Annotated in this window: 9 protein-coding genes; 6 read left to right on the top strand and 3 right to left on the bottom strand. The window is 67.7% G+C overall.

From position 1 onward, the window contains the following. Window positions 1-122: 122 nt before the first annotated feature. The 3 genes from PV796_RS09725 to PV796_RS09715 form a co-directional block, all read right to left on the bottom strand. Window positions 123-1,685 (bottom strand): FAD-dependent oxidoreductase, encoded by a 1,563-nt coding sequence (locus PV796_RS09725; RefSeq protein ID WP_274912546.1) that lies wholly within the window; start codon window positions 1,683-1,685, stop codon window positions 123-125. 582 nt (window positions 1,686-2,267) lie between these two features. After that, window positions 2,268-2,543, bottom strand: a complete 276-nt coding sequence (locus PV796_RS09720; protein WP_274912545.1) for a helix-turn-helix transcriptional regulator — start codon at window positions 2,541-2,543, stop codon at window positions 2,268-2,270. A gap of 681 nt (window positions 2,544-3,224) precedes the next feature. Next, window positions 3,225-3,458, bottom strand: a complete 234-nt coding sequence (locus PV796_RS09715; protein WP_274912544.1) for a transposase — start codon at window positions 3,456-3,458, stop codon at window positions 3,225-3,227. Between the two features lie 163 nt (window positions 3,459-3,621). Here PV796_RS09715 and PV796_RS09710 point away from each other — a divergent pair, with 163 nt between their 5' ends. From PV796_RS09710 to mads8, 6 genes are all read left to right on the top strand, one after another. Further along, window positions 3,622-5,733 carry an AIPR family protein gene (locus PV796_RS09710; RefSeq protein WP_274912543.1) on the top strand — a complete coding sequence of 704 codons (2,112 nt, stop codon included), beginning with the start codon at window positions 3,622-3,624 and terminating at the stop codon, window positions 5,731-5,733. Between the two features lie 256 nt (window positions 5,734-5,989). Beyond that, complete coding sequence (gene mads2, locus PV796_RS09705; protein ID WP_274912542.1) at window positions 5,990-8,146, top strand: methylation-associated defense system DNA methyltransferase MAD2; 2,157 nt, start codon at window positions 5,990-5,992, stop codon at window positions 8,144-8,146. Continuing rightward, the gene (gene mads5, locus PV796_RS09700) at window positions 8,143-9,573 is read left to right on the top strand and encodes a methylation-associated defense system restriction endonuclease subunit S MAD5 (RefSeq protein ID WP_274912541.1); all 1,431 of its coding nucleotides are present in this window, start codon (window positions 8,143-8,145) and stop codon (window positions 9,571-9,573) included. The genes mads2 and mads5 overlap by 4 nt, the downstream gene beginning before the upstream one ends. After that, window positions 9,573-13,967 (top strand): methylation-associated defense system protein kinase MAD6, encoded by a 4,395-nt coding sequence (gene mads6 / locus PV796_RS09695; protein ID WP_274912540.1) that lies wholly within the window; start codon window positions 9,573-9,575, stop codon window positions 13,965-13,967. Before mads5 ends, mads6 begins: the two co-directional genes overlap by 1 nt. Further along, on the top strand, window positions 13,958-15,604 hold the full coding sequence (gene mads7, locus PV796_RS09690) for a methylation-associated defense system protein MAD7 (protein ID WP_274912539.1): 1,647 nt from the start codon (window positions 13,958-13,960) through the stop codon (window positions 15,602-15,604). Before mads6 ends, mads7 begins: the two co-directional genes overlap by 10 nt. Then, window positions 15,604-21,297 (top strand): methylation-associated defense system ATP-binding protein MAD8, encoded by a 5,694-nt coding sequence (mads8, locus tag PV796_RS09685; RefSeq protein WP_274912538.1) that lies wholly within the window; start codon window positions 15,604-15,606, stop codon window positions 21,295-21,297. The genes mads7 and mads8 overlap by 1 nt, the downstream gene beginning before the upstream one ends. Window positions 21,298-21,602 lie beyond the last annotated feature (305 nt).

The following is a 21,602-nucleotide window of genomic DNA, read 5'->3' as shown; positions in this document are numbered from 1 at the left end:
CCGGGTGCGTGCGAACCGTCGGTCAACTCGTCGGACTGGGGTGCGGGCGGCCGCCACACCGCCCGGGTGCGGCGGGCCGTGGGTGGAATCAGATCGTTCGAGTCAGTCAGCAGAGCGGCGGATCAGCCCGGCGCCACTGCACCTTCTGGCACTCCGAACCACTCCTCCAGCGCCTCCGCCAGCCCGGCCGCCGGCGTCAGCGCCTGCGGCCCGGCGTCGGCTGCCCAGGCCGTGAAGCCGTCCGGACGGACGAGGACCGCCGCCAGTTCCGGGCGGGACGAGCAGCCGGCCGTCAGGATGTCGACGCGGCCGGCATACCCCGCAGCGAGGGCCCGAAGTTCCGGGTTGTCGGTGAGGTCGAGCAGGAGCGCCCGGCCGCCGTGCAGGTAGTCCGCGAGGCGGCCGCCGTCGGTGAGTTCGAGGTCCGGGGTGCTGCGGCCGGTCAGCGGGTGCTCGCCCGGCAGCTCGTACCGCACCCCGCCACCGTTGCCCCGCGCGGTGAGGTACGTGGTGCCCGCGACCGTCTCCGCCAGGTCGCTGACGATCTCGCGCAGGGCCCGGGACTGGGGGTCCGGGCGCATGGCCGCGACCTGGGACCGAGTCCAGTTTAGGACCCACGCGCCGACCGGGTGCCGCTCGGAGGTGTACGTGTCCAGCAGCCCTTCCGGCGCCCGGCCAGCGACCACCGCGGCGAGCTTCCAGCCGAGGTTCATCGCGTCCCCGATACCCAGGCTCAGCCCCTGGCCGCCGAACGCGGAGTGCACGTGCGCCGCGTCGCCCGCCAGCAGCACCCGGCCCTTGCGGTACTCGGTGACCTGGCGGGCGTGGTCGGTGAAGCGGGTCGCGGTCCGCACCCCGGTGATCGTGACGTCCACGCCGGATACGTGACGCAGCCGCGCCTGGAGGTCCTCGGGGGTGACCGGCGAGTCCCGGTCGGCCGGCGGGCCGTCGAACTCCACGGTGACGATGCGGCCCGGCATCGGCCCGTGGGCGTATACCCCGCTGTCCGTGGCGGTCCAGCCGACCTTCAGGTCCTCGGCGCCGGTCATCTCCACGACCGCCTGGTGACAGGTGATCTCCGGGTCCGTACCGGGAAAATCGAACCCCGCGAGCTTGCGGACCGCGCTGCGGCCGCCGTCACAGCCCACAAGCCAACCGGCGCGTATCGCCCCGTGGCTGGTCCGCACGGTGACGGCACCGTCGTCCACGTCGAAGCCCGTCAGCTCCACTCCCCGACGCACGTCGACGCCGATCTCGTCCGCCCGCCCGCCGAGCAGCCGCTCAATGTCCTGCTGCGCCACGAAAGTGATCTCGCCGGCGGGTCCGGCGTCACCGAGCCCCGGCTCCGTACGGTCGACCAAGTCGGCGCGCAGCATGATGCCGGCGAAGTGCCCGACAACCCCCAACCCTTGGCCCGCGGCCCCGCCTGCGCCCCCGCCGTTCCGTTCGCGTATGAATGCCTGGAAGCGGTCTATTGCCTGCTGGTGCACCTTGGCCAGCGCGGGCAGCATGCCTCGGCGGTAGAGCGCTTCGGCGCTGGGCGTGGTGATCGCCCCGCCCTTGATCGTCGAGTTCACTTCGGTGAGGCGCTCCAGAACGGCCACCCGTGCGCCTCCGAGGCGGAGCTCGCAGGCCAGCATCAGTCCGACCGGGCCACCTCCGGCCACCACTACGTCATAGTCCATGGCGCCGACTATGACCGAGGGCCGAAAAGGCCAAAAAGGCGCCGCGGTGTCAAGGGACCGGCCCTGCGAGGAGAATGGGCCGGCGCCGTTAGCGCTGAGAACCGTCAGACAGCGCTAGCCGGGACCGCTGCCCTGTGCCGAGCCCGCACTGAACGAGCCGGCGAGGTGGCTGCGAAGTCCAAGAGGAGCTCACACCGGTGGTGCGGGCGCGTATCGACTGTGGTCGCCGAACCGGGGGAGAGAAGCCCAAGGTGACGGCACGCCGGCACCGTTTCCAGTGGAAACGGCCCAGATCAACGGCGCGGCAGCGATGGGCCATCGCGGCCGAAGGTTGTAACGGCCGTCTCTGGGCGTCCAGTCATTCCATCGAGGGCATGAAACAGCAGGTCAGAGCCTTCTGCGGTGCGAGGGTCCGCCCAGTTGGTGATAGGCGTGTGATAGCCGGTGACATGACGAAGCCCCGTCGGGGACGATCCCGACGGGGCTTCTGCCCGGAGCGGCCTACGACGGAGCACGGCGTCCCATGGGCGCCGATGAGACGGCGAGGCGCCGGGAGCCTGGCGGGCCTCGCCCGTATCTGGCCTAGGACGTCGGGGCGCGTCTGTCTCCGGCGTCGTTGTACTCCGGGTCTCCGCTTTCGAGCACACGGAGCAGGGAGGCAGTGACGACGCGCGTTTTGCGGCCGATGCGCAGCACCCGGCACGGAAACTGCCCGTTGCGGATCAGGTCATATCCCATTGCTCGTGAGAATCCAAGCGCCTTTGAGGCATCTTCCACGCTCCCTGTTCCGTCCCAGGTCGCGCGGATGTGAGCAGGGCTATACCGAGGACCCAGAGTCTCGTCGATCTCTGTGTGCATACCGGGTTCTTTCGTCTTGGCGGCGGGTATCTTGTGCCGGTCCTACGGGCGCCGTAGGTGGTAGGTGACCGGGGCGATCAATACTCCGCGCTATTGCCGGTTTGGCTAACCGGCGGTGCGGAGCTATGTTGCCCTGCTTTTCGTTGATGGCGCCCTCTCTGACGGTGAGAGGCACGAGGGTGGGTCAGAGGGAAGGCCGCGTCCAGGTCGTGACGCCATTGCCCAGCACACTGCAATGGCAGTTGTCACTCTGGGTGAATTGCGTGCTGCACTTGTTCCCGATGACGCACCATGTGGAGTGCGTGGTGATCCTTAAGCCTGCCGGAAAGGGCCGCTGACCTGCGATTTTGTCGATGCGTATTATGTGCGTTGTGGGCGTTACGGGCGATATCTTGACGCTGAAATGACGCTCGTGACGCTCATTTGACGCCCGTTCTGATGGGGTGTCAGGAGATCTGTCGAGCAGGTCAGGGCTGTCAGGGGTGGCGTATATCGATGAGGCTTGGAGAGAGCGCGACGCTGAGCGTCGACCTGCTGAGTCCTGCTGGTCAGATGTCTCGCGCCACTTGCAGAACCACGACTCGCTCACGCCCAGAGCGCGGCACGAGACGGTGTGCGGGATGCCGTGCTCGGTCCTGTTGTCGCTGAACGCCCCAACCACCGCGGCCGGGCCCGCCGCAGCTACTTCACCCAAGGGACCATGCAGCGTTTGAGGAAATGGCGCTCCATCACCAGTTCCTTGTTCTCCTTCTCCAACGCCGCGTTCTCTGCCGTCAGCCGGGCGATCAGCTCGTCCCTGTCCTCGGACGTGTGCTTCTCGGCCCGCTTCGCCCGCGAGACCCAGCTCGCCAGGGTCGTCTCGTTGATCCCCAGGTCCTTCGCGACCTCGGGGACCGGCTTCCCGGACTCCGTCACGAGCCGTTCCGTCCCTCACGAAACTCCGTCGTGAACTTGCGACGCTTCTCCGCCATGACAACCAACATCCCCTGCTGTCACGGACTCCACGCTACGAGGGAACCTCACAAGGACTGTCTCTCGATAGGGTGTTGACGATCTGAGGCATTGACAGGGGTGGATCGTGAGCAAACTGCACGTAGGGTACGTCCGCAAGGCGATCGAGGACCGTTTCACCGGCCTCATCGACATGTCGGACCAGGCGCGCCTGTCGGAGGCCAATCGCCATCAGGCGTTTCTGAGCCGTGGTCTGGCCGCGCTCGCCGCGCAGATCGAGCACCCGTGCAGTGACCGGGTCGCCGCCACACGAGTCTTCGACGGGCAGGACGACCAGGGCCTCGACTCGATCGCTGTGGACTTCGGAACCACGCGCTCCCGGATCTGTCTGGTGCAGGCGAAGTGGAGCGACCAGAACAAAGGAGGCTTCGGCGAGGCCGAGGTGCATAAGATGTTCCACGGTCTGGAGTTAATGCTCGACCGGAACTTCGGCCGGTTTAACCGCCGCTTCCAGCCGTTCGTCCCCGACATTGAGCGGGCCTACGACTCCGGCACTCCGAAAATCACCCTGGTGCTCGCCCTGATGCGCGAGGCGCCGCTCAGCGACGGCGTGCGCGAGCTGATCAAGATGAAGCAGGATGAGCAGAACCAGGTCGTCCGCGACATGGTTGAAGTCAAGGTCCTCGACCTGCGCGACTTCCACCGCGCGATTCTCGGCGACTCCGCCGCACCGAAGATCGACACCAAGGTGCAGTTGGAGTGCTTCGGCCAGGAGTCGACGCCGTACAAGGCGATGTACGGCACCATGACCGTCCCCGCCCTCGCCGACCTCTACGAGGAGCACCGGCGCGGCCTCTTCGCCCGGAACATCCGCGACTCCCTCGACGAGAGCGACGTCAACTCCAAGATCAGGGAGACCCTGCGGGAGGAGCCTGAGCACTTCTGGTACTTTAGCAACGGCATCACCATGCTGTGCGAGTCGATCCAGCCGATCGGCCGGGCGCTGCCCGGCAAGGTGGGCAACTTCCAGCTGTCCGGCGTCAGCGTGGTCAACGGCGCGCAGACGGTGAGTGCCATCTACCGGGCCTTCACCGAGGACACGGGCGCGGCGCAGGACGGCCGAGTCCTTGTACGCCTGATCTCCCTGGAGGACTGCCCGCCCGGCTTTGGCGACCAGGTGACCACCACCACGAACACGCAGAACCCGATCGAGGAGCGCGACTTCAAGTCCCTGGACCCTGGCCAAGTCAGGCTCCGCGACGACTTCGCCATGCTCCTCAAGCGCAGTTACGTCATCAAGCGCGGTGAGACGCTGCCCGACCCGGCGCACGGCTGCTCCATCACCGAGGCCGCCGAGGCACTCGCGGCCGTCAGCCCGAACGCCCGGCTCGCAGCCGTGGCCAAGCGTGACGAAAACCTCGCCGGGCTGTGGGAGGACCGCAACTACCAGGAGACCTTCGGTCCCGAACCGAACGTCTTCAAGGTTTGGCGCAGTGTCGAGCTTCTCCGTGAGGTCCGGGCGCAGCTGCAGCTCCTGCGCGAGGGGCTGGTCTGGCGCGCCGACGCGGCAGCCTTCTACGGCGACCTCTTGGTCACCCACATCGTTTACCGCCGCCTGGACACCAGGGCCATCGAGGACCCGGAGTGTGACTGGGCGACGGAGCTCGCCAAGGTGCCCGACCTGGTCCGTGACTCCCTGTCCTGGGTGCTCGACGCGATCGACAACGAGTACGGCACGTCCAGCCACATCATCGCCGCCGTCCGGAACACGGAACGGATCGAGCGAGTGGTACGTGCGGCCCTGCGCAAGCTCGACTCCGAGGACAAGGCGCCGGCGCTCAATGAGGACTATCAGGTAGCTACGGCCGAGGCTCGGGGGCGAAAGGTGAACGCAGTGACGACCCTTGTTGCCGCCGGCGAGATCGAGGAGGGCACGGTTCTGGAGTTCCGCCCGTACAGCAAGCCGGAGCGCCGCGAGATGACTGAGTGGCTGGCGGCGGATCCGCGGCGGGCCCAGGCGACGTGGAGCAACGAGGCGGGGCGTAACCCTTTGCAGTGGCACGCCGACGACGAGTGGTACTCGCCTAGTGGCCTCGCGCGGAAGATGCGCTTCGAGGCGTCCGGGGTGGACAGCTCGACGCAGGGCACGATCCGGTGGTTCGTGCCGGGGCAGGGGTCGCTGGACGAGCTGGCGCTGGCGGTACGGCTGCGGGAGGGCAACGAGCCGACAGAGAAGTGAGCGCGGCCAGGGGGATCGAGCTGGGGGCGCCGCTGGCCCAGCCCCGTCGTCCGCTTCCGCCCAGGCGTTGTCAGTGCTCCCGTGTAGGGTCCGGCACCACTGAAGTGCGCACCCTCCGGCCTGGCGGAACGCGCCTTCGGAGGCGCCCCTGTGGCCGTAGGATCACAGGTGGCGGCTGTGACGGCGCACGCACGGACCGCCCCAGGGCGCAGGCCCTTAGCCGCACCACCGAGCACAGGAAAGTAGCAGCACGCCGATGGAGGAACTGACCTTGGACCTGGACATCCCGCAGCGGCCCGAGGAGGACGGGGAGCCTGTCGCGGAGGGCTCCGAGCCCAAGGTCACGGCCCTCAAAGAGGGCCAGGTCGTCGACTACATCTCCGGCGATGCGATTCCGGAGACGGCGAAGGAGAAGGTCCGGCAGCGGATCGCCCGAGCCCTGGTGCACGAGCACGGCATCGACCCCGGCGACATGCAGCGCGACTTCTCCGTCACGGTCAGCGAGGAGGGCGCCAAGCGAAAGCGGAGCAAGAAGGCCGACATCGCGATCTTCGAGTCCGGCGCCCCGCACACCACGGCGAACCTGCGGCGGGTCGTGATCTGCAAGCAGGAGCCCAAGCGCGGGAAGAACGTCGTTAAGCTCCGCGAGCCCGACCAGGCCCGGAAGGACCTGGAGGAGCTCCAGGAGCTGATGGGCAACGAGGACCGCCCGCAGTGCGCGGACGGCATGTGGACCGACGGTGTCGACTTCTTCTTTCTCAAGAAGGTGGTCGGTGACTTCGGCGCCGACTTCGAGGACCGCAGCGACTGGGAGGTCACCGACGGCACCCTCGGTAGCCGCACCGTCGCCTCGCACCAGCGGCTGCGCCAGGCCGACCCTGAGATGCTCAAGATTGCTTTCCGGCGCTGCCACAACTACATCCACGGCAACGAGGGCATGCCGAAGGACGCCGCTTTCTGGCAGTTCCTCTACCTGCTCTTCGCCAAGATGTACGACGAGCGGGTCAGCCACGGCTCCGTGCACGGCCGGTTCCGCACCGGTCTGAAGGAGATGTTCGACGCGAACGGCCGGGCGGCCATCAGCCAGCGCGTCAAGCTACTCTTCGAAGACGTCAAGACCGAGTACAAGGACGTATTCAAACCCACGGACGAGATCACTCTCTCCGACCGGGCGCTCGCCTTCATCGTCAGCGAGCTCGCCCCGTACGACCTGATCGGCACGGACGTCGACGCCAAAGGGCTCGCCTATCAGGAGCTCGTCGGCACCAACCTGCGCGGTGACCGCGGCCAGTACTTCACCCCGCGCGGCGCGGTCAACCTGATGGTCGAGATGCTCGACCCGAAGGAGGACGAGACCGTCCTTGACCCGACCTGTGGCACCGGTGGCTTCCTCCAGGCCACGCTCAAGCACCTGCACCACACCTGGAAGAAGGAGGCCGGCACGCTCGGCTTCCCGGACACGGAGGAGGAGCGGGAGCGGTACGGCGACAAGCTTAAGGAGTTCGCGGACGAGCACCTGTTCGGCTCCGACTTCGACCCGTTCCTGGTGCGTGCGACGACCATGGCGATCATGACGCTCGCGCAGACCACGGGGAACGTCTTCCACATGGACTCGCTCGCCTTCCCGCGGGGACACCTCTCGGGTGTGGAGGCGGCGAAGAAGAAGATCCCGCTCGACAAGCCCACCGTGGACGTACTCTTGACCAACCCGCCCTTCGGCGCGGACATCCCGGTCAGCGATGAGTCGGTGCTCGGCTCGTTCCGTAACGGGATCGCTCGGTCGTGGGGCCGCAACAAGGAGACCGGCGCGGTCGAGGCGAGCACGACCAGCGTGCCGTCGAGCATGGCGCCGGAGCAGCTGTTCATCCAGCGCGCCATCGAGTGGGTCAAGCCGGGCGGGCGGATCGGCATCGTCCTGCCGAACGGCATCCTGTCGAACCCGGGGCCGACGGACGAGGCGATCCGCCGGTACATCCTGCGGAACTGCTGGGTACTCGCGAGCGTCGAGCTGCCGGTGGAGACGTTCGTCGTCGACGCCAACGTCAACATCCTCACCACGCTCCTCTTCCTGAAGCGGAAGACCCGGCAGGAGATTCAGAACCACGACCTCGGGACGGAGAGGGCGTACCCCGTCTTCATGGCCGTCGCGGAGAAGGTCGGCTTCGACCGACGCGGCAACGACCTATACAAGCGTGAGCCCGACGGGGAGATCGTAGTGGAGACGGAGGTCGTCATGGAGCGGCTCCGTATCCGGGGCAAGGAGGTGACCCGGCCGCTGACCCGCAGCAAGAAGGTCATCGACAACGACCTGCCAGTGATCGCGGAGAAGTACCGGGAGTTCCGGGCGAAGTACCCGGTGCCGGGCGTGGATCCGCGTACGGCTGGGTCGGCGGGGACGGGGGCCGGGGCGTGAAGGTCGCTCAGCTGTCCAATCCGGTGAAGTCCGACTGGTTCACGGACCAGGGACTTCGGCTCGATGCCTCGCCGTATGTGGCGGGGTCCATGAAGACGAAGAAGATGCTGGAGCAGTTGCCGAGGACGGAGCCGCTGGCGAGTCTGACGGTGGGGCATAACGGGGGCATCTTCAACGGGCCCATGTTCCGGCGGGTCTATCTCACCGACCCTGAGCACAGCGTGCCGTTTCTCGGGACGAAGGACATGATGGCGGCTGACTTGACCGGGCTGCCCCGGTTGCGTAAGTCGGACGCGGAGTCGTCGGCTTTGTCCTACCTCCAACTCAAGCCCGGGATGACGCTGATTTCGTGCTCGGGATTCAATGCCGGTCGGCGGGCCTACGTCCGGCCCGATATGGGTGACTGCTGGTCATCGCAGGACACCCTCAAGGTCGAACCCAACCCGGAGAAGATCAAGTCCGGGTATCTGTACGCCTTCCTGCTCAGCAAGTTCGGCGAGTCGCTTGTACGGGGATCAGTGTACGGCTCGGCCGTGAAGCACATCGAGCCGCATCACATCGCGGGGCTGCGGGTGCCGCGGTTGGGGGCGGAGACCGAGGGTCAGATCCATGACTTGGTGGAGGAGTGTGCGCGCCTGAGATCCGAATTTCAATCGGGCCTGGTGCGATCGACTCAGGAATTCTTCACAGCCGTCGAACTGCCCGACCTGAATCAATTCCGCTGGCATCAGCAGGTTCGCGACCTCGGCTTCGAAGTGAAAAATCTCGGACCAGATTCACTGAGGGCAATCAATCATGGGCAGCGCGTTCAGCGGATCAGGGAGTCGTTGAAATCTCGGCCTCACATGACGCTTGGTGAAATCTGCAACAACGGTCTGTTGTCAACTGGCCCGATGTTTAAGAGAATCGATGGCAATCTCGATCACAATGGAGTACTCCTGGTCGGACAACGTGAAGGCTGGTGGGGGCGTCCCGATGATGGACGCGTTCTGAGCCGTACATACACCCCACGTCAGTGCTTCGTTCCCGATGAAACGATCATGGTGGGCGCCCAAGGACTCCCCAGTGAAACTGGGCTCTTGGGGCGAGCGATGATGGTTACCGGTCGCTGGCTTCAGCACGCGTACAGTCAGCATTTCCTGCGCATTTCATCGAGTGAAGAAGAGGTACCTGGGGCTTACCTGCTTAGCTTCCTTCGATCCGAAGTTGCGATGCGCATCTTCCGTAGCATGATGGCTGGGTCAGGCCCCCAGAGCTTGAACTCGCGAATGCTGAAAGATTTCCCTATTCCTATGGCATCGCTCTCCGACCGCAAGCGCATCGCCGACACCGTCCGCCACGCCTACAAATGCCGCGACCAAGCCGACGTCCTAGAAGATCGGGCCCTCGCGCTGCTCACCACCGCCATCGAGGAGGCCGCCGGCTGATGAGTGCCAGGATCGTTGCTGTTGGGGAGGCCGTCAACGATGCCGAGCGGAGGGTGATCGCGCACCTGCGTGATCACGCCCCCGACGACTGGACGGTCCTGCACTCCGTCGAGATTCCGTACAACCGGAACGAGCTGTTCGAGGTCGACCTCGTCGTGGTCACCGGGCACGCCGTGTACGTCATCGACGTCAAGGGCACCCGGGGCCGCATCGAGGTCGACGGCGGCCGTTGGCAGCCCTCTCACCGGGCGCCGTTCCGCTCCCCGCTGCCGAAGCTGCGCGGGCACGCCAAGCAGCTGAAGACGCTCCTGGAGACGGCCCACCGTCCGCTGTCCCGGCTCTACACAGACGCCCTCGTCGTCCTGCCCGCACCCGACGCCCTGCTCGTCGACCGGACGCCCCGCCAGCACGACGCCCGTGACACCGTCGCCCTCCCGGATCTGATCGGCCGACTTGCGGACGTGAGCCGCGTACCCACCTCGACCAACCGCTTCGACACGGACGTCTCCGCACACCACGAGCTGATTGTGCGTGCGGTGCAGGGTTCGTCCCGGCCGCCGTCGGGCCCCCTGCGGTTCGGCAGCTGGGAAGCGATCGAGCGACTGAGCGAGACGGGCCCGGAGGAGGGCGACGACGTCCACCGCGAGTACCGGGCGAAGAACGCCCTCGCGGTGCAGGGGTCGGGCACGGTCCGGCTCTCCGTCCGCAGGGCCGATCCGTACGCGCCGGAGGCCGAGCGGCTCCAGCAGCAGAAGCGGATCGGCATCGCGTACGAGGCACTCGGCAAGCTGCCCTCGCACCCGAACATCGTCGGAGTGCGGGACTTCTTCGCCGACGAGGACAAGGACTCCTTCGTCACCGTCTACGACGACGTCCCCGGGCACGCCCTCGCCCTGCACCTGAACGGAGCTGCAGACCCGCTGACCGCCGACGCGAAGCTGCGGACGATCCGTCACATGCTGATGGGCCTGGCCCACGCGCACAGCCGCCTGATCGCGCACCGCGAGCTGAACCCGTCCACCGTGCTGATCGCGCAGGACGGTCGGGCGATGCTGACCGGTTTCGAGTACGCGAAGACCGCGCAGCGCCGCGCGCACACGGTCATGCGGGAGGCGTACCAGATTGCCGATCGCGCGTATTTGGCGCCCGAGTGCCATGCCGACCCGGCGGCGATGGGAATGAAGGCGGACATCTACGCGGTCGGTGTCCTCGGGTTCCATCTCCTCACCGGCGAGCTGCCGTTCACCTCTGCCACCGAGCAAGCCGACGCGGCAGGGCGGCTCCCTGCGCAGGTCCTCGAAGCCGCCGAGGTCCGCGTCGAACTGGTCCACTGGCTGCAGAAGTTGTGCGCGACGGCTCCGGACGACCGGCCGACCGCCGTGGAGGCGCTGCGCCGCCTGGATCTGGTGATGGGAGCGCGGAGGGTTCCGGCCCGGCGTATCGGCTCCTCGGCCGCAGTTCCCCCGGCTCCTCCTGCGCCCTCCGCCGGGCAGCCCGTGCAGGACGGTCCGCGGGGCCCGGAGTTCTACCGTGACCTGCCGACCGACCACCAGCTCGGTACGAAGTACCTGGTACGCCACCGTCTTGGACGTCCCGGCTCGTTCGGTGTGGCCTACCGGGTGTACGACACGATACGGAGTGTCGACCGGGCGGTGAAGCTGGTCCTGCGGGACCGGGACTCCGTCCTGGAGCGGCTGCGCCGCGAGGCGGGCGTCCTGGACCGGCTGCAGAACGCCCCGCACCCCAATGTGGTGTCGATGGTGGACGCGGACCGGCTGATGCCGCCGGACGAGTACCCGTACCTGGTCTTCGAGTTCGTCGAAGGCAAGGACGTCGCCGAGGTGATCCGTGGCGGCCGGATGGGCGCGGCGGACGTGCTGCGGCTCGCGATCGACACCGCGCGCGGGTTGCGCCACATCCACGAGCGCGGGGTGTGGCACTGCGACATCAAGCCGAGCAATCTGCTGTGGACCGACGACGGCGTCAAGCTGATCGACTTCGGGATCTCCAAGACCTCCGACTCCTCCGAGGGACACAGCTACACAAGCCCTCGCTACTCCCCGCCGGACCTGGACCAGGTGCCCGCCGATGCCTCCGGCTACACCGACCGCGACCTGTTCGGCCTCGGGGTCACCCTGTATGAGGCGCTGACCGGCGGACAGTACCCGTGGGAGGGCGTTGGGCGGCCCTCGCCCGGTGTGCTGCCTGTGGACCCGCGCACCGCGTACAGCGGGTTCGGTGACCTGGCGCCCGGCTTCGCCGAGATCATGCTGCGCACGATCTCCCCGTACCGGGCGGAGCGCTTCTCCACGGCTGAGGAACTGCTGCGCGCGCTGGAGGCGCTGGAATCCGCGCGCGTCGCCCCCGCACCGCCACCACCGGCTGTGGCCTCGTCGTCCTCGTCCGAGCGGGCCGAGCAGCCCCCGGCGCCTTCGTCGGAACCCGGCACCGGTCAGGAGCCGCAGGAGCCCGAGCCGAATACCAACCCGTTCGTGGCCTACCTGCAGACGCTGTACAGCCAGAGCCGCCGCAGCAACCGCGGCACCCGCGGCCTCGACCCGCACACGATGTCCGTGTACGTCGAGACGGCCCTGGACCGGGAGCTCGTGCCCGCACTGCGGGAAGGCCGGCATGCGCTGGTCGTGGTGACCGGTAACGCGGGCGACGGCAAGACGGCCTTCCTAGAGCGATTCGAACGCCAGGCGCGCGAGCTCGGCGCCCAGTTCGGGCCGCGCCGGGCCAACGGCAGCGACTTCACCCTAGACGGGCAGCGGTTCCGTACCAACCACGACGGCAGCCAGGACGAGGGTGAGGTGAGCGGCGACGACGTACTGGGGGAGTTCTTCGCACCGTTCGCCGGAGCCGACGCATCGGCGTGGCAGGTCGCGGGGGAGACCCGGTTGATCGCCATCAATGAGGGGCGTCTGGTCGACTTCCTCAGCCATCACCACGACCGCTTCCCGCATCTCGCCAAGGTGGCCAACCTCGGACTGGCGGGCCGGGACACCGGGCAGGCCGTCGCCGTCGTCAACCTCAACGCTCGTGATGTCGCGGCCCGGCCCCTCGGTGCCGACGGCGAACCGCAGGACGGCGAATCGCTCCTGGAGCGCATGCTCGACCGGATGACGCACGATCGGTTTTGGGAGGACTGCGAACGCTGCGATCTTGCCGCCACCTGCTACGCCCGGCACAATTCCCAGACCTTTCAGCACCCCGCCGCGGGCCCCCAGGCCGCGCGGCGGCTGCGCCGCCTCTACGAGATGACCCAGCTGCGCGGCAGGCTCCACATCACCCTGCGCGACCTGCGCTCCGCGCTCGCCTACACTCTTACCTCGGGCCGCGACTGCGCCGAGATCCACCAGTTGTACGCGGCTGGTTCCGGTCAGGAGATCCTGGACAGCTTCTACTTCTCCGCCCACCTCGGCGCCCCGGCCGCCGCCGACGGCAGTTCGCGCGAGCGGGACCGACTGCTGACCCTGCTGCGCGAGGCCGATGTGGCGGCGGTCCCGCAACCGCAGCTCGACCGTCGTCTGGACTACGCCGGGCTCCTGGAGGACCGGGCGCTGGTCGCGGTCGACGGGCGCGGCGACCGCGATCGCGTACTGCTGCGCGGCGCGTTCGAGCAGCTCGGCCGGTCGGTCACCGAACGCGTCTCCCAGGCCGCTGCCCACCGCCACTATGTGGACGCGGCCCGCCGCTTGCTCTACTTCGAACTCCACGACGAGGACCGTGCGGAGCGAATGCTGCCGTACCCATCGGTGCTGCACTTCATGGCGCTGTTGTCCCGCCCAACGCAGACGGGCACCAAGGAGCGGGACCGGATCCTGCGGGCGCTCAACCGTGGTGAGGGACTCGTGGCCCCGGAGCGGATCGGCGACGCTCTCGCGCTGAAGGTGCGCGACGTACCCGGCGGCACCATCCGTACCTTCCGCCGCTTCCCCGCAGAAGGGTTCCGGCTCGAATCAGGTAACGCGGCGGCCTCGCCGTACATCGAGTCGGGGCGCACCTCGCTGCGGCTGAGCTACCGGGATCCGGCTGGCAGCCAGGGCGGCACGGCCGAACTCGACATCCGGCTCGACCTGTTCGAGCTTCTCCAGCGGTTCGAGCGCGGCTACCGGCCGTCCGTGACCGACCTGCAAGGGCAGCAGCTCGCCCTCGCCGTGTTCAAGAACCGGCTGGCGGCCGTGCCGTACCAGGAGATCCTGCTCACCACACACGGGCACGACCTGCGACGGATCCACCGCACCGAGGACTCCGTCCTGCACATGGAAGAACTGACAGCACGGTCCGGCAACGACCACAGCGGTGCGGACGGCGACGGTCCGGCTGTCGCGGGCACCGCGGCCGGCATCGCAGGGGACATCGCGAGGGCGGAGGAGACGACATGGCGCTGAGCGGTTCCCTGGGGACGTTCCACCACCCCGGCATCAGCCGGCTCGACTACAAGACACTGGACATGGACCGTGTCCTGACCGGGCTGCTCGCGCGCCTGTGGCACCAGGGCATGCCCAGCAAGATCAACCGCTCCAACGAGCTCAAGGTCGACGTCTTCGTCAAGCTGTTCCTGGACCATCCGGAGGTCTTCGACGGCTTCCACCGGGAGACCACCACCCGGTGGGCCTCCACCCATCTCCTCGACATGGTCAACCGGGGCAAGGCCACCGAGGCGGTGGCCGGCCCCAGGCCGCTGCACGGTCTCACCCACCGGTTCCGCAACAAGCGCAAGTCCCGCCCGTACGGGGCCGACGAGCAGCTGTACGAGATGCTCGCCACCGACGAGGGGGCCCTGGACCAGCTCCGCGAGTTCTTCTTCTCCGACGTCGACCGCGCCACCGCGGAGATCACCCCGGGGACGGACACCGACGTGGAGACCCAGGCGCTGCTCCACCTGGTGGAACAGGCGGGCGGACAGATGCGGGACCGGCCCGACACTACCCGCCCCCGCACCCCCTACCCCGCCCTGTGCGCCGAACCGGCCCGCCAACTGTGCCGGGACGTCCTGCGGCTGCTTTACCACCAGGACCACATGCCCCGGACCGTCCTCGTGGACTACCTGAAGATCCTCTTCGCCTTTCACCTGGCCCTCTACCACCTGCGGATGATGAAGCTGCTGCCCGCCGTGATCGAGGCCGGATCGGCGCCCGCCACCTGCCGGACCGGGCATCAGGACACGCCGACGGCGGACCGCTGCCCGCACCGCGTTCGGCTCTTCGTCGACGTCGAGGGTGTGCCCGGCACCCCGGCGGCTGCGCTCGCCGAGCGCAGCGCCGGCATTTGGTACGGGCGGATCACGCGGTTCATCCAGGCGACCTATCAGATCAAGAAGCTCGACGAGTTCTCCGAGGACCTCGTCAAGAGCCAGAAGCTGGCCCCGCCCGTCGGCCGGAGCTACTTCACCCCGGTCGAGGTCCTGCGGCGGCTCTCCACCCATCCCAAGGAACGCGAGGCGTTCTTCCTTCAGCGCGCCACCCGCGTACGGGACGAGGAGAAGGATCTTCCCCCGGAGCTGAAGCAGATCACCCAGCTCGGGCTCAACGCCTTCGACGAGTACATCGAGATGCTGATGCACTACAAGGGCAGCTACTACCGCAGCTACTTCATCGACTGCCTCGACTCGATGCTGCTCAAGCACCGGCCCGGTGCCCTGCTCGCCCAGCCGCGCGGCAGACGCGACAGCGCCGTCCGGCGATTCGTCCTGGACGCGCGCCTGCTCGAAGTGCTCCTCCAGGTGTCGCTCCTGAGGGAGGACGACGACGACAGCGGCAATCTGCGGACCGCACCCATGCGCGTGGACGAGTTCCTCACTCTGCTGCGCGAACGGTACGGACTCCACATCGACCAGCTGCCGGACGGCGACGGCTTCTCCGGCGCCCACCTTGACGACCAGGCAGCCCTGCGGGCCAACGCGGCGGCTTTCCTCAATCGGCTGCGCGAGATCGGCTACTACCAGGACATGTCGGATGCCTATCTGACGCAGACCATCACTCCCCGGTACACCATCGGGGCCGCGACGACGGGGGCGACGGCCTGATGAGCAGCGCCAGCACCAGCACCGGCCTTGCGGAGCCCACCGCGAAGGACCTCCGCGAAGCCCTCGAAGGCGTCCTTGTACCGCGCCTCGCCAAGCTGGTCGGCGAGCGGGGCGCCGGACACTGCATGCGGGTTACCGAGGTGGAGTCCGAACTCGCGGCCGCGCTGGTCCGTCGGCTCCGAGGGGCGCTCGGGCCTGCCGCCACCGTCTGCGTCCTGGGCACCGCCGACGACCTCGCTCCCGAACAGCCGCACCATGACACCGTCGTCACCAGCACCAAACTGGTCGAGCTCCGCAACCGCACCGAAGGCGACGACGGGAACGGGAACGGCCTGCCCGGACCACTCCTCGTCTTCGTCCCCCCGGGCACCCGGGTCAGCGCCGAGGACTCCTTCGGTATCGCGACCTTCGAGGAAGTACCCCTCAGCGACGCCTACGCGCAGCTGGCCGACCACCTTCTCGACCAAGTACCGGACCGGCTGCGGCCAGGCGTCGACGAGCTGCTCGCCGTACTTCGTGACCGGCCCGGACACCAGACGGGCGACCGTGCCGTCGCACTGTACCTGCTGACGCTCCGGACCAACGACTACCGCGACCAGGTCGCGGGGGCTGCTGTCTACCACTTCGGCCTGGTACCCGACTTCGAGCTATACGCCGACCCGTCGCTCGTCAGGGATCGGGCCGAGCGGAACCGCAAGCTGGTCGGCAAACTCACCACCTCCAGCCGCTCGGAGCGCCAGCGCGTCCTCGATCTGGGGCTGACCGACGCGGACTTCGCCGGCAGGCTTGCGGGATTCGCCACCCGCTGCGGCCTGGAGGACCCGGTGATATGGACTCGGCGTATCGTCGTCGACCGGGAGAACTGGACGCTCTCCTTCGGGAACTGGCGCGTCGATGAACGGCGCCGCGCCATCGTCTCCATCGAGGTACGCGAACTCGGTCTGCCCGCCGCCGGCGACAACACCGAGGAGCTACAGGCCCACCCGGCCCTCGAAGCCATCGTGGGGCAGCCCTACCTGCTTGCTGGGGACAAGGGCGTCCGCGAACTGACGCCCCGGTTCACCATCGAACCGTCCCCGCTCAAGGTGGAGGGTCTTGACCGCTTCCGTGTGGAGATTGTCTCGGAGGGCGGCGGGCCGATCGGCCGGATCGCCCACGTCGCCAAGGGGACCCGGGCCAAGCCCGATTACAAGGCACCGCTGGGCCGCCTGAACAAGATCGACTGGGAGGAAGGGTGGCACTACCTCAAGATCACCCCGCTCGATGCCTCCGGTGACGCTCTCGACATCGCTCCTGGTGTACATGGCCTGCCCGGCGGCGAGAGTGAACGCTTCTACGTCGTGCCCGAGGGAGAGGCCGAGGAGCCGCCGGAGCGCAGCGCCGGACGCTACGACGGTATTTCTCAAGCGCTGCGCTCGCTTCAGTTCGAGGCGCTGGCCGCCGGGGACGATTCGACCCGTGTCACGCTGACGGACGTCCGTTGGAAGTCCACGTCGGCGCGCAGCCCCTTGCGCGTCCTTAACGCCCGCATCCACACGGCGGGAAGCGCGGAGATCCGGCTCTCCCCGCTGCTCGTGCAACTCCAGCAGGACCTACTCGCCCGTCCCCAGGACACTTCCCTGCGCCGACTCGTACTGCGCCCCGACGGCACCAGCGAGACCCCGGAGGGGAGCGAGGAGGACCTGTCCCTGGCCCTGACCGGGCGGGCCGCCGAGGCGTACGACCGCTATCTCGCGACGCGCCGCGCCTATTTCGTCGCCCTGTGCGGCCAGGCGGGAGACCTGGCCGATACCGATCAGCTCCTGGTCAGCGAGGCTGTCGACTTCGAGGTGGTCCGGGACGAACTGGTCGCCTACACCGAGGCGTACGCGGAACTGGTGGAAGCTCAGTCGCTTCAGGCGGAGCGGGCCGGTGACGGTGCCCGGGGTGCCGCGCTGGTCGGGCTGGCCCGCATCCAGCAGACCGACTGTGCGGCCATCACCCTCACCGACGGTCTCGGCGGGCGTGACACCGTCCTGCTCGTCTCCCCGACGCACCCCCTCCGCGCACTCTGGCTGGCGACCTGGTCGGCCCTGGGCCGGGACTGGGCCGTGCGCCTCGCCGGTGAGGACAAGCGACGGGTCGTCGCCGCGCGAGACTCCTTCCTTCAGGCACTCTCACCCTTGGGTTTCCCGTTCGCCGTCCCGCGCCAGGACGGCCGACTCATGACAGCTGCGGACAACCTCACCCCGTACTGGGCCGCCTACCTGCCCAGCGAGACCGCCGACCCCCGTGGCCTGCTCGGCCGGCTCACCACAGCGCTGCGCCTCCCGGCCGCCGGCCCCCGCGCTGCAGGCGGAGCCGGTGCGTTGTCCGGTACGGCGCTCGCCGACCGGATCGAGCGGTACGTACGCCTCCATCCATACGTCCGCACGCTGGTCGTGAACGTCGTCAATGCAGGCCGCGCGGAGATCGTCGCCGACGCCCTCCTCGAACTGCAGCGCCGCACCCCCACCCGGGACCTCACCTACGACATTCGGCTGTGCGTGTCCGACCCGGAAGCCCCCGAGTCCGGTGCGGCGCTGGGTGAACTCATCAGCGCGCACAGTCAGTTCACCTCCACCGAGGCGGAGGCGTTCCTGCACGCCGCGGAAGGCACCCGGAGCGCGAAACTCGTCTACTCCGTCCGCTCAGTGGAGGAGTTCAGCGAACCCGGAGCCGAGTTCGACGCCCATCTGACCGTACTCATCGACGCCTTCGGCGGGGAACAGCACGGTTCCGTCACACGCCACGACATCGCGCACGCCCCGGTCCACGGCCTGGTACAGCCGACGTCCTCCACGTACGAGGACAACGAGCAGCAGATCGTGTGGCGGACCATGCCACGCCACGGCATCGCCCTGCCCGCCGAGGACGCGGAGGACCTTGCCACTCTCCTGAGCCGGTTGCCCGGACTCCTTGCCGGCGCCGCGGCTAACGTCGCCACCGCGGGACAGGCGCCGCGCCATGTGCCGTGCACCGTCCTTTCCCTCGACAACACCGACCGGGCCCTGCTCTACCAGGCCCACCAGGTCGGCGACTGGGTCGTCACCATCGACAGGACCCTCGGCCTGGAGTACTTCGACCACGCCGGACAACGCGACCGACCCGAATACGTCATCGACTACGCGCCCTCGCTGGACAGCGGTCTCGGCCACCAGATCATGGTCAGCTCGAACTCGGTCGACGAATTGCGCACCCTGCTCGGACCGACCGCCCAGCAGCACGGGCTCGACGTCGAACAGCGCCACCTCAACACCTTCTTCGAGCAACTGCGCCTGCTCTCCGGCAACCTCGCCTTCAAGCTGGCCTCCACCGCTCCCACCCAGCGCACCGAAGTACTCGGTCTCGCCCTGGCCCGCCTCTACCTGGACTATCAGGACGCCCTGCACAACCAGATCGTGGTCCCCCTGGACGCCCACCCTGAGCTGTACGCCGAAGTCCGCCGTCAGGCCCGGGAACTCGGCGACGCCCACTCCTTCCAGCGCAGCGACCTCGCCCTGTTCCACCTCGACGCGCGGACCCGGACCATCACCTGCCGCCTCGTCGAGGTCAAGTGTTACACCGCGCTCGACGACATCGGCGCCTACCAGCGCCTCAAGGCCAAGGTCACCCAGCAGCTCGGACGGAGCCAGACCGTCCTCACCGAGTCCTTCGATCCGGCCCACATCAACCCGGACCGGGTGGACCGGCCGGTCAAGAACCTGGCCCTCGGCTCCCTGCTCCGCTTCTACCTGGAGCGGGCGGCACGCCACAGGACCATGGGGCACGCCCCCAGGACGGCGGCCCACGCGCTGCTCGACAGCCTCGACGACGGCTACGCCCTCCACTTCACTCGCAGCGGCCTGATCTTCGACCTCGCCCGCGAGGGAACTGACCGCGAACTCGACGACGAGGTGGAGTTTCACCGCATCGGCAGCGATCTGATCACCGAGCTGATCAATGCGATTCCCACTGTTCGGCCGGGCGTACCCGCGCCCACGGCCCCAGCCGTTGAGGAGCAGGAGGAGAACGGAGCGGCCACCGCTCCCACCCTGGCACTGTCGCAGTTGGCTGTGCCACGGCTCTCCGACGCCGAGTTCCGGGCACCTGACGTACAGGACGAGCGGGATGCCAAAGATGCCCAGGAGGAAGACCGCGGGCAGGCCGGTGGGGGCAAGGCAGTGACCATCCTCGACACGGACGAGGTCCCGAACGGCAACGAGACCACGCCACTCACCGCATCTGAGCGTGCGGGCCGTGAGACAGGTCCGGCCCAGTCCGTGGCAGCTATGACCGTGCCTGGTGCCGACGCGGCGGGGGCGGTCCCGTTGTCTCTTTCTTCGGAAGGAACCTCATCGGCTGCTCCTCCTCCGGGCGGTACCGGAAATCCGCTGCGGACGGGCACCGTCCCTGAAAGTCAGGGCTTCCACGAGTCGCCGACCAACGATGCCCAGCCCACCTCTGTCACACCGGGACCGGCTTCACCAGGGGGCCTCCCCGAGATCTTCCTCGGCGTCACCCGCCCCTCCCCGCAACACGGTGTACTCGGCGAAGTAGCCGGCCGGAAAGTCGCGGTCGATCTCGACGAAACCCACACCATCAGCCTCTTCGGCGTACAAGGAGGCGGCAAGAGCTACACCTTGGGCAGCATCATCGAGATGGCCTCGCTGCCCGCCCCGCCGGTGAACGAACTTCCCCGCCCTCTCGCGACCGTGGTGTTCCACTACAGCCGCACCATGGACTACGCACCGGAGTTCACTTCCATGGCGCGCCCAAATGATGACCAGGCGCAGCTCCAGGTCCTGAAGGAGCGCTACGGAGCCGAACCCCAAGCGTTGTTGGACGTGCTGCTACTCGCCCCCGCCGACCAGGTCGCCGACCGCCGACGGGAATTCCCCGGTATCGACGTCCAGCCGCTTGCCTTCTCCTCCGCCGAACTCCAGGCATCCCACTGGCGCTTCCTCATGGGAGCGGTCGGCAACCAGTCGACGTACATTCGGCAGCTGACCCGCATCATGAAGTCGAACCGCAACAACCTGAACCTCGGCGTCATCCGGCAGGGCGTGGCCGATTCCGGTATGCCCGACCACGTCAAGCAACTGGCCCAGGAGCGGCTCAACCTCGCCGAGGACTACATCGACGACAATGCCCGGCTCACCAGCCTCATCCGACCCGGCCGACTGATCATCGTTGACCTCCGCGACGAGTACATCGAGAAGGACGAAGCACTCGGTCTCTTCGTCGTCCTGATGCAGCTCTTCGCCGAGGCGCGCAGCGGGGACGCACACTTCAACAAGCTGGTTGTCTTCGACGAAGCGCACAAGTACATCGACAGCCCGGACCTGGTCGCCGGCCTAGTTGAGACCGTCCGCGAGATGCGCCACAAGGGAATGAGCATCCTGGTCGCCAGCCAGGACCCGCCCTCCGTACCGATCTCCCTGATCGAGCTCAGCGACCACGTCATCCTGCACAAGTTCACCTCGCCGGCCTGGTTGAAGCACCTCCAGAAGGCGAACACCGCCTTCGCCAGTCTGCGCTCTGAGCAGATGGCGCAGCTTCAGCCCGGCGAAGCATACGTGTGGGCGAGTAAGGCCACTGACCCGGCGTTCACTCACGGAGCCGTCCGTATGCGATGCCGTCCTCGGGTGACCCGGCATGGCGGAGAGACGAAGACGGCAACAGGCGGACAGTAAGCTGACAACACGTCGCCCAGAGTCGGACTCCGAACGATGCGGTACCGAAGCGCGCCAGGGCCGCCCCGAGCACATGGCAAGTTGTCACACGACTGACGGCGATCATGGAAGCCGGAATTCGCCCCGTACGACCGGCATGTGCGTACGGAGTGTGTCGGACCACCGACATCGATGAGAAGCCGTATCTCAACCGAACGTTATCTTTTGATTCTCCCTGGTCAGGCATGGTTTCGGGCGGCGATACCCCTCAGGCGGCCGCCGAGACGGGAGCTTCCGCCGACCTGGCGAACCGTCAACTGAGCGCT

This window comes from Streptomyces sp. WZ-12 (genome assembly GCF_028898845.1).
Taxonomy (GTDB): Bacteria; Actinomycetota; Actinomycetes; order Streptomycetales; family Streptomycetaceae; genus Streptomyces.
The sequence above is the reverse complement of the archived record's forward strand: the minus strand, read 5'-3'. Positions and strand labels throughout refer to the sequence as shown.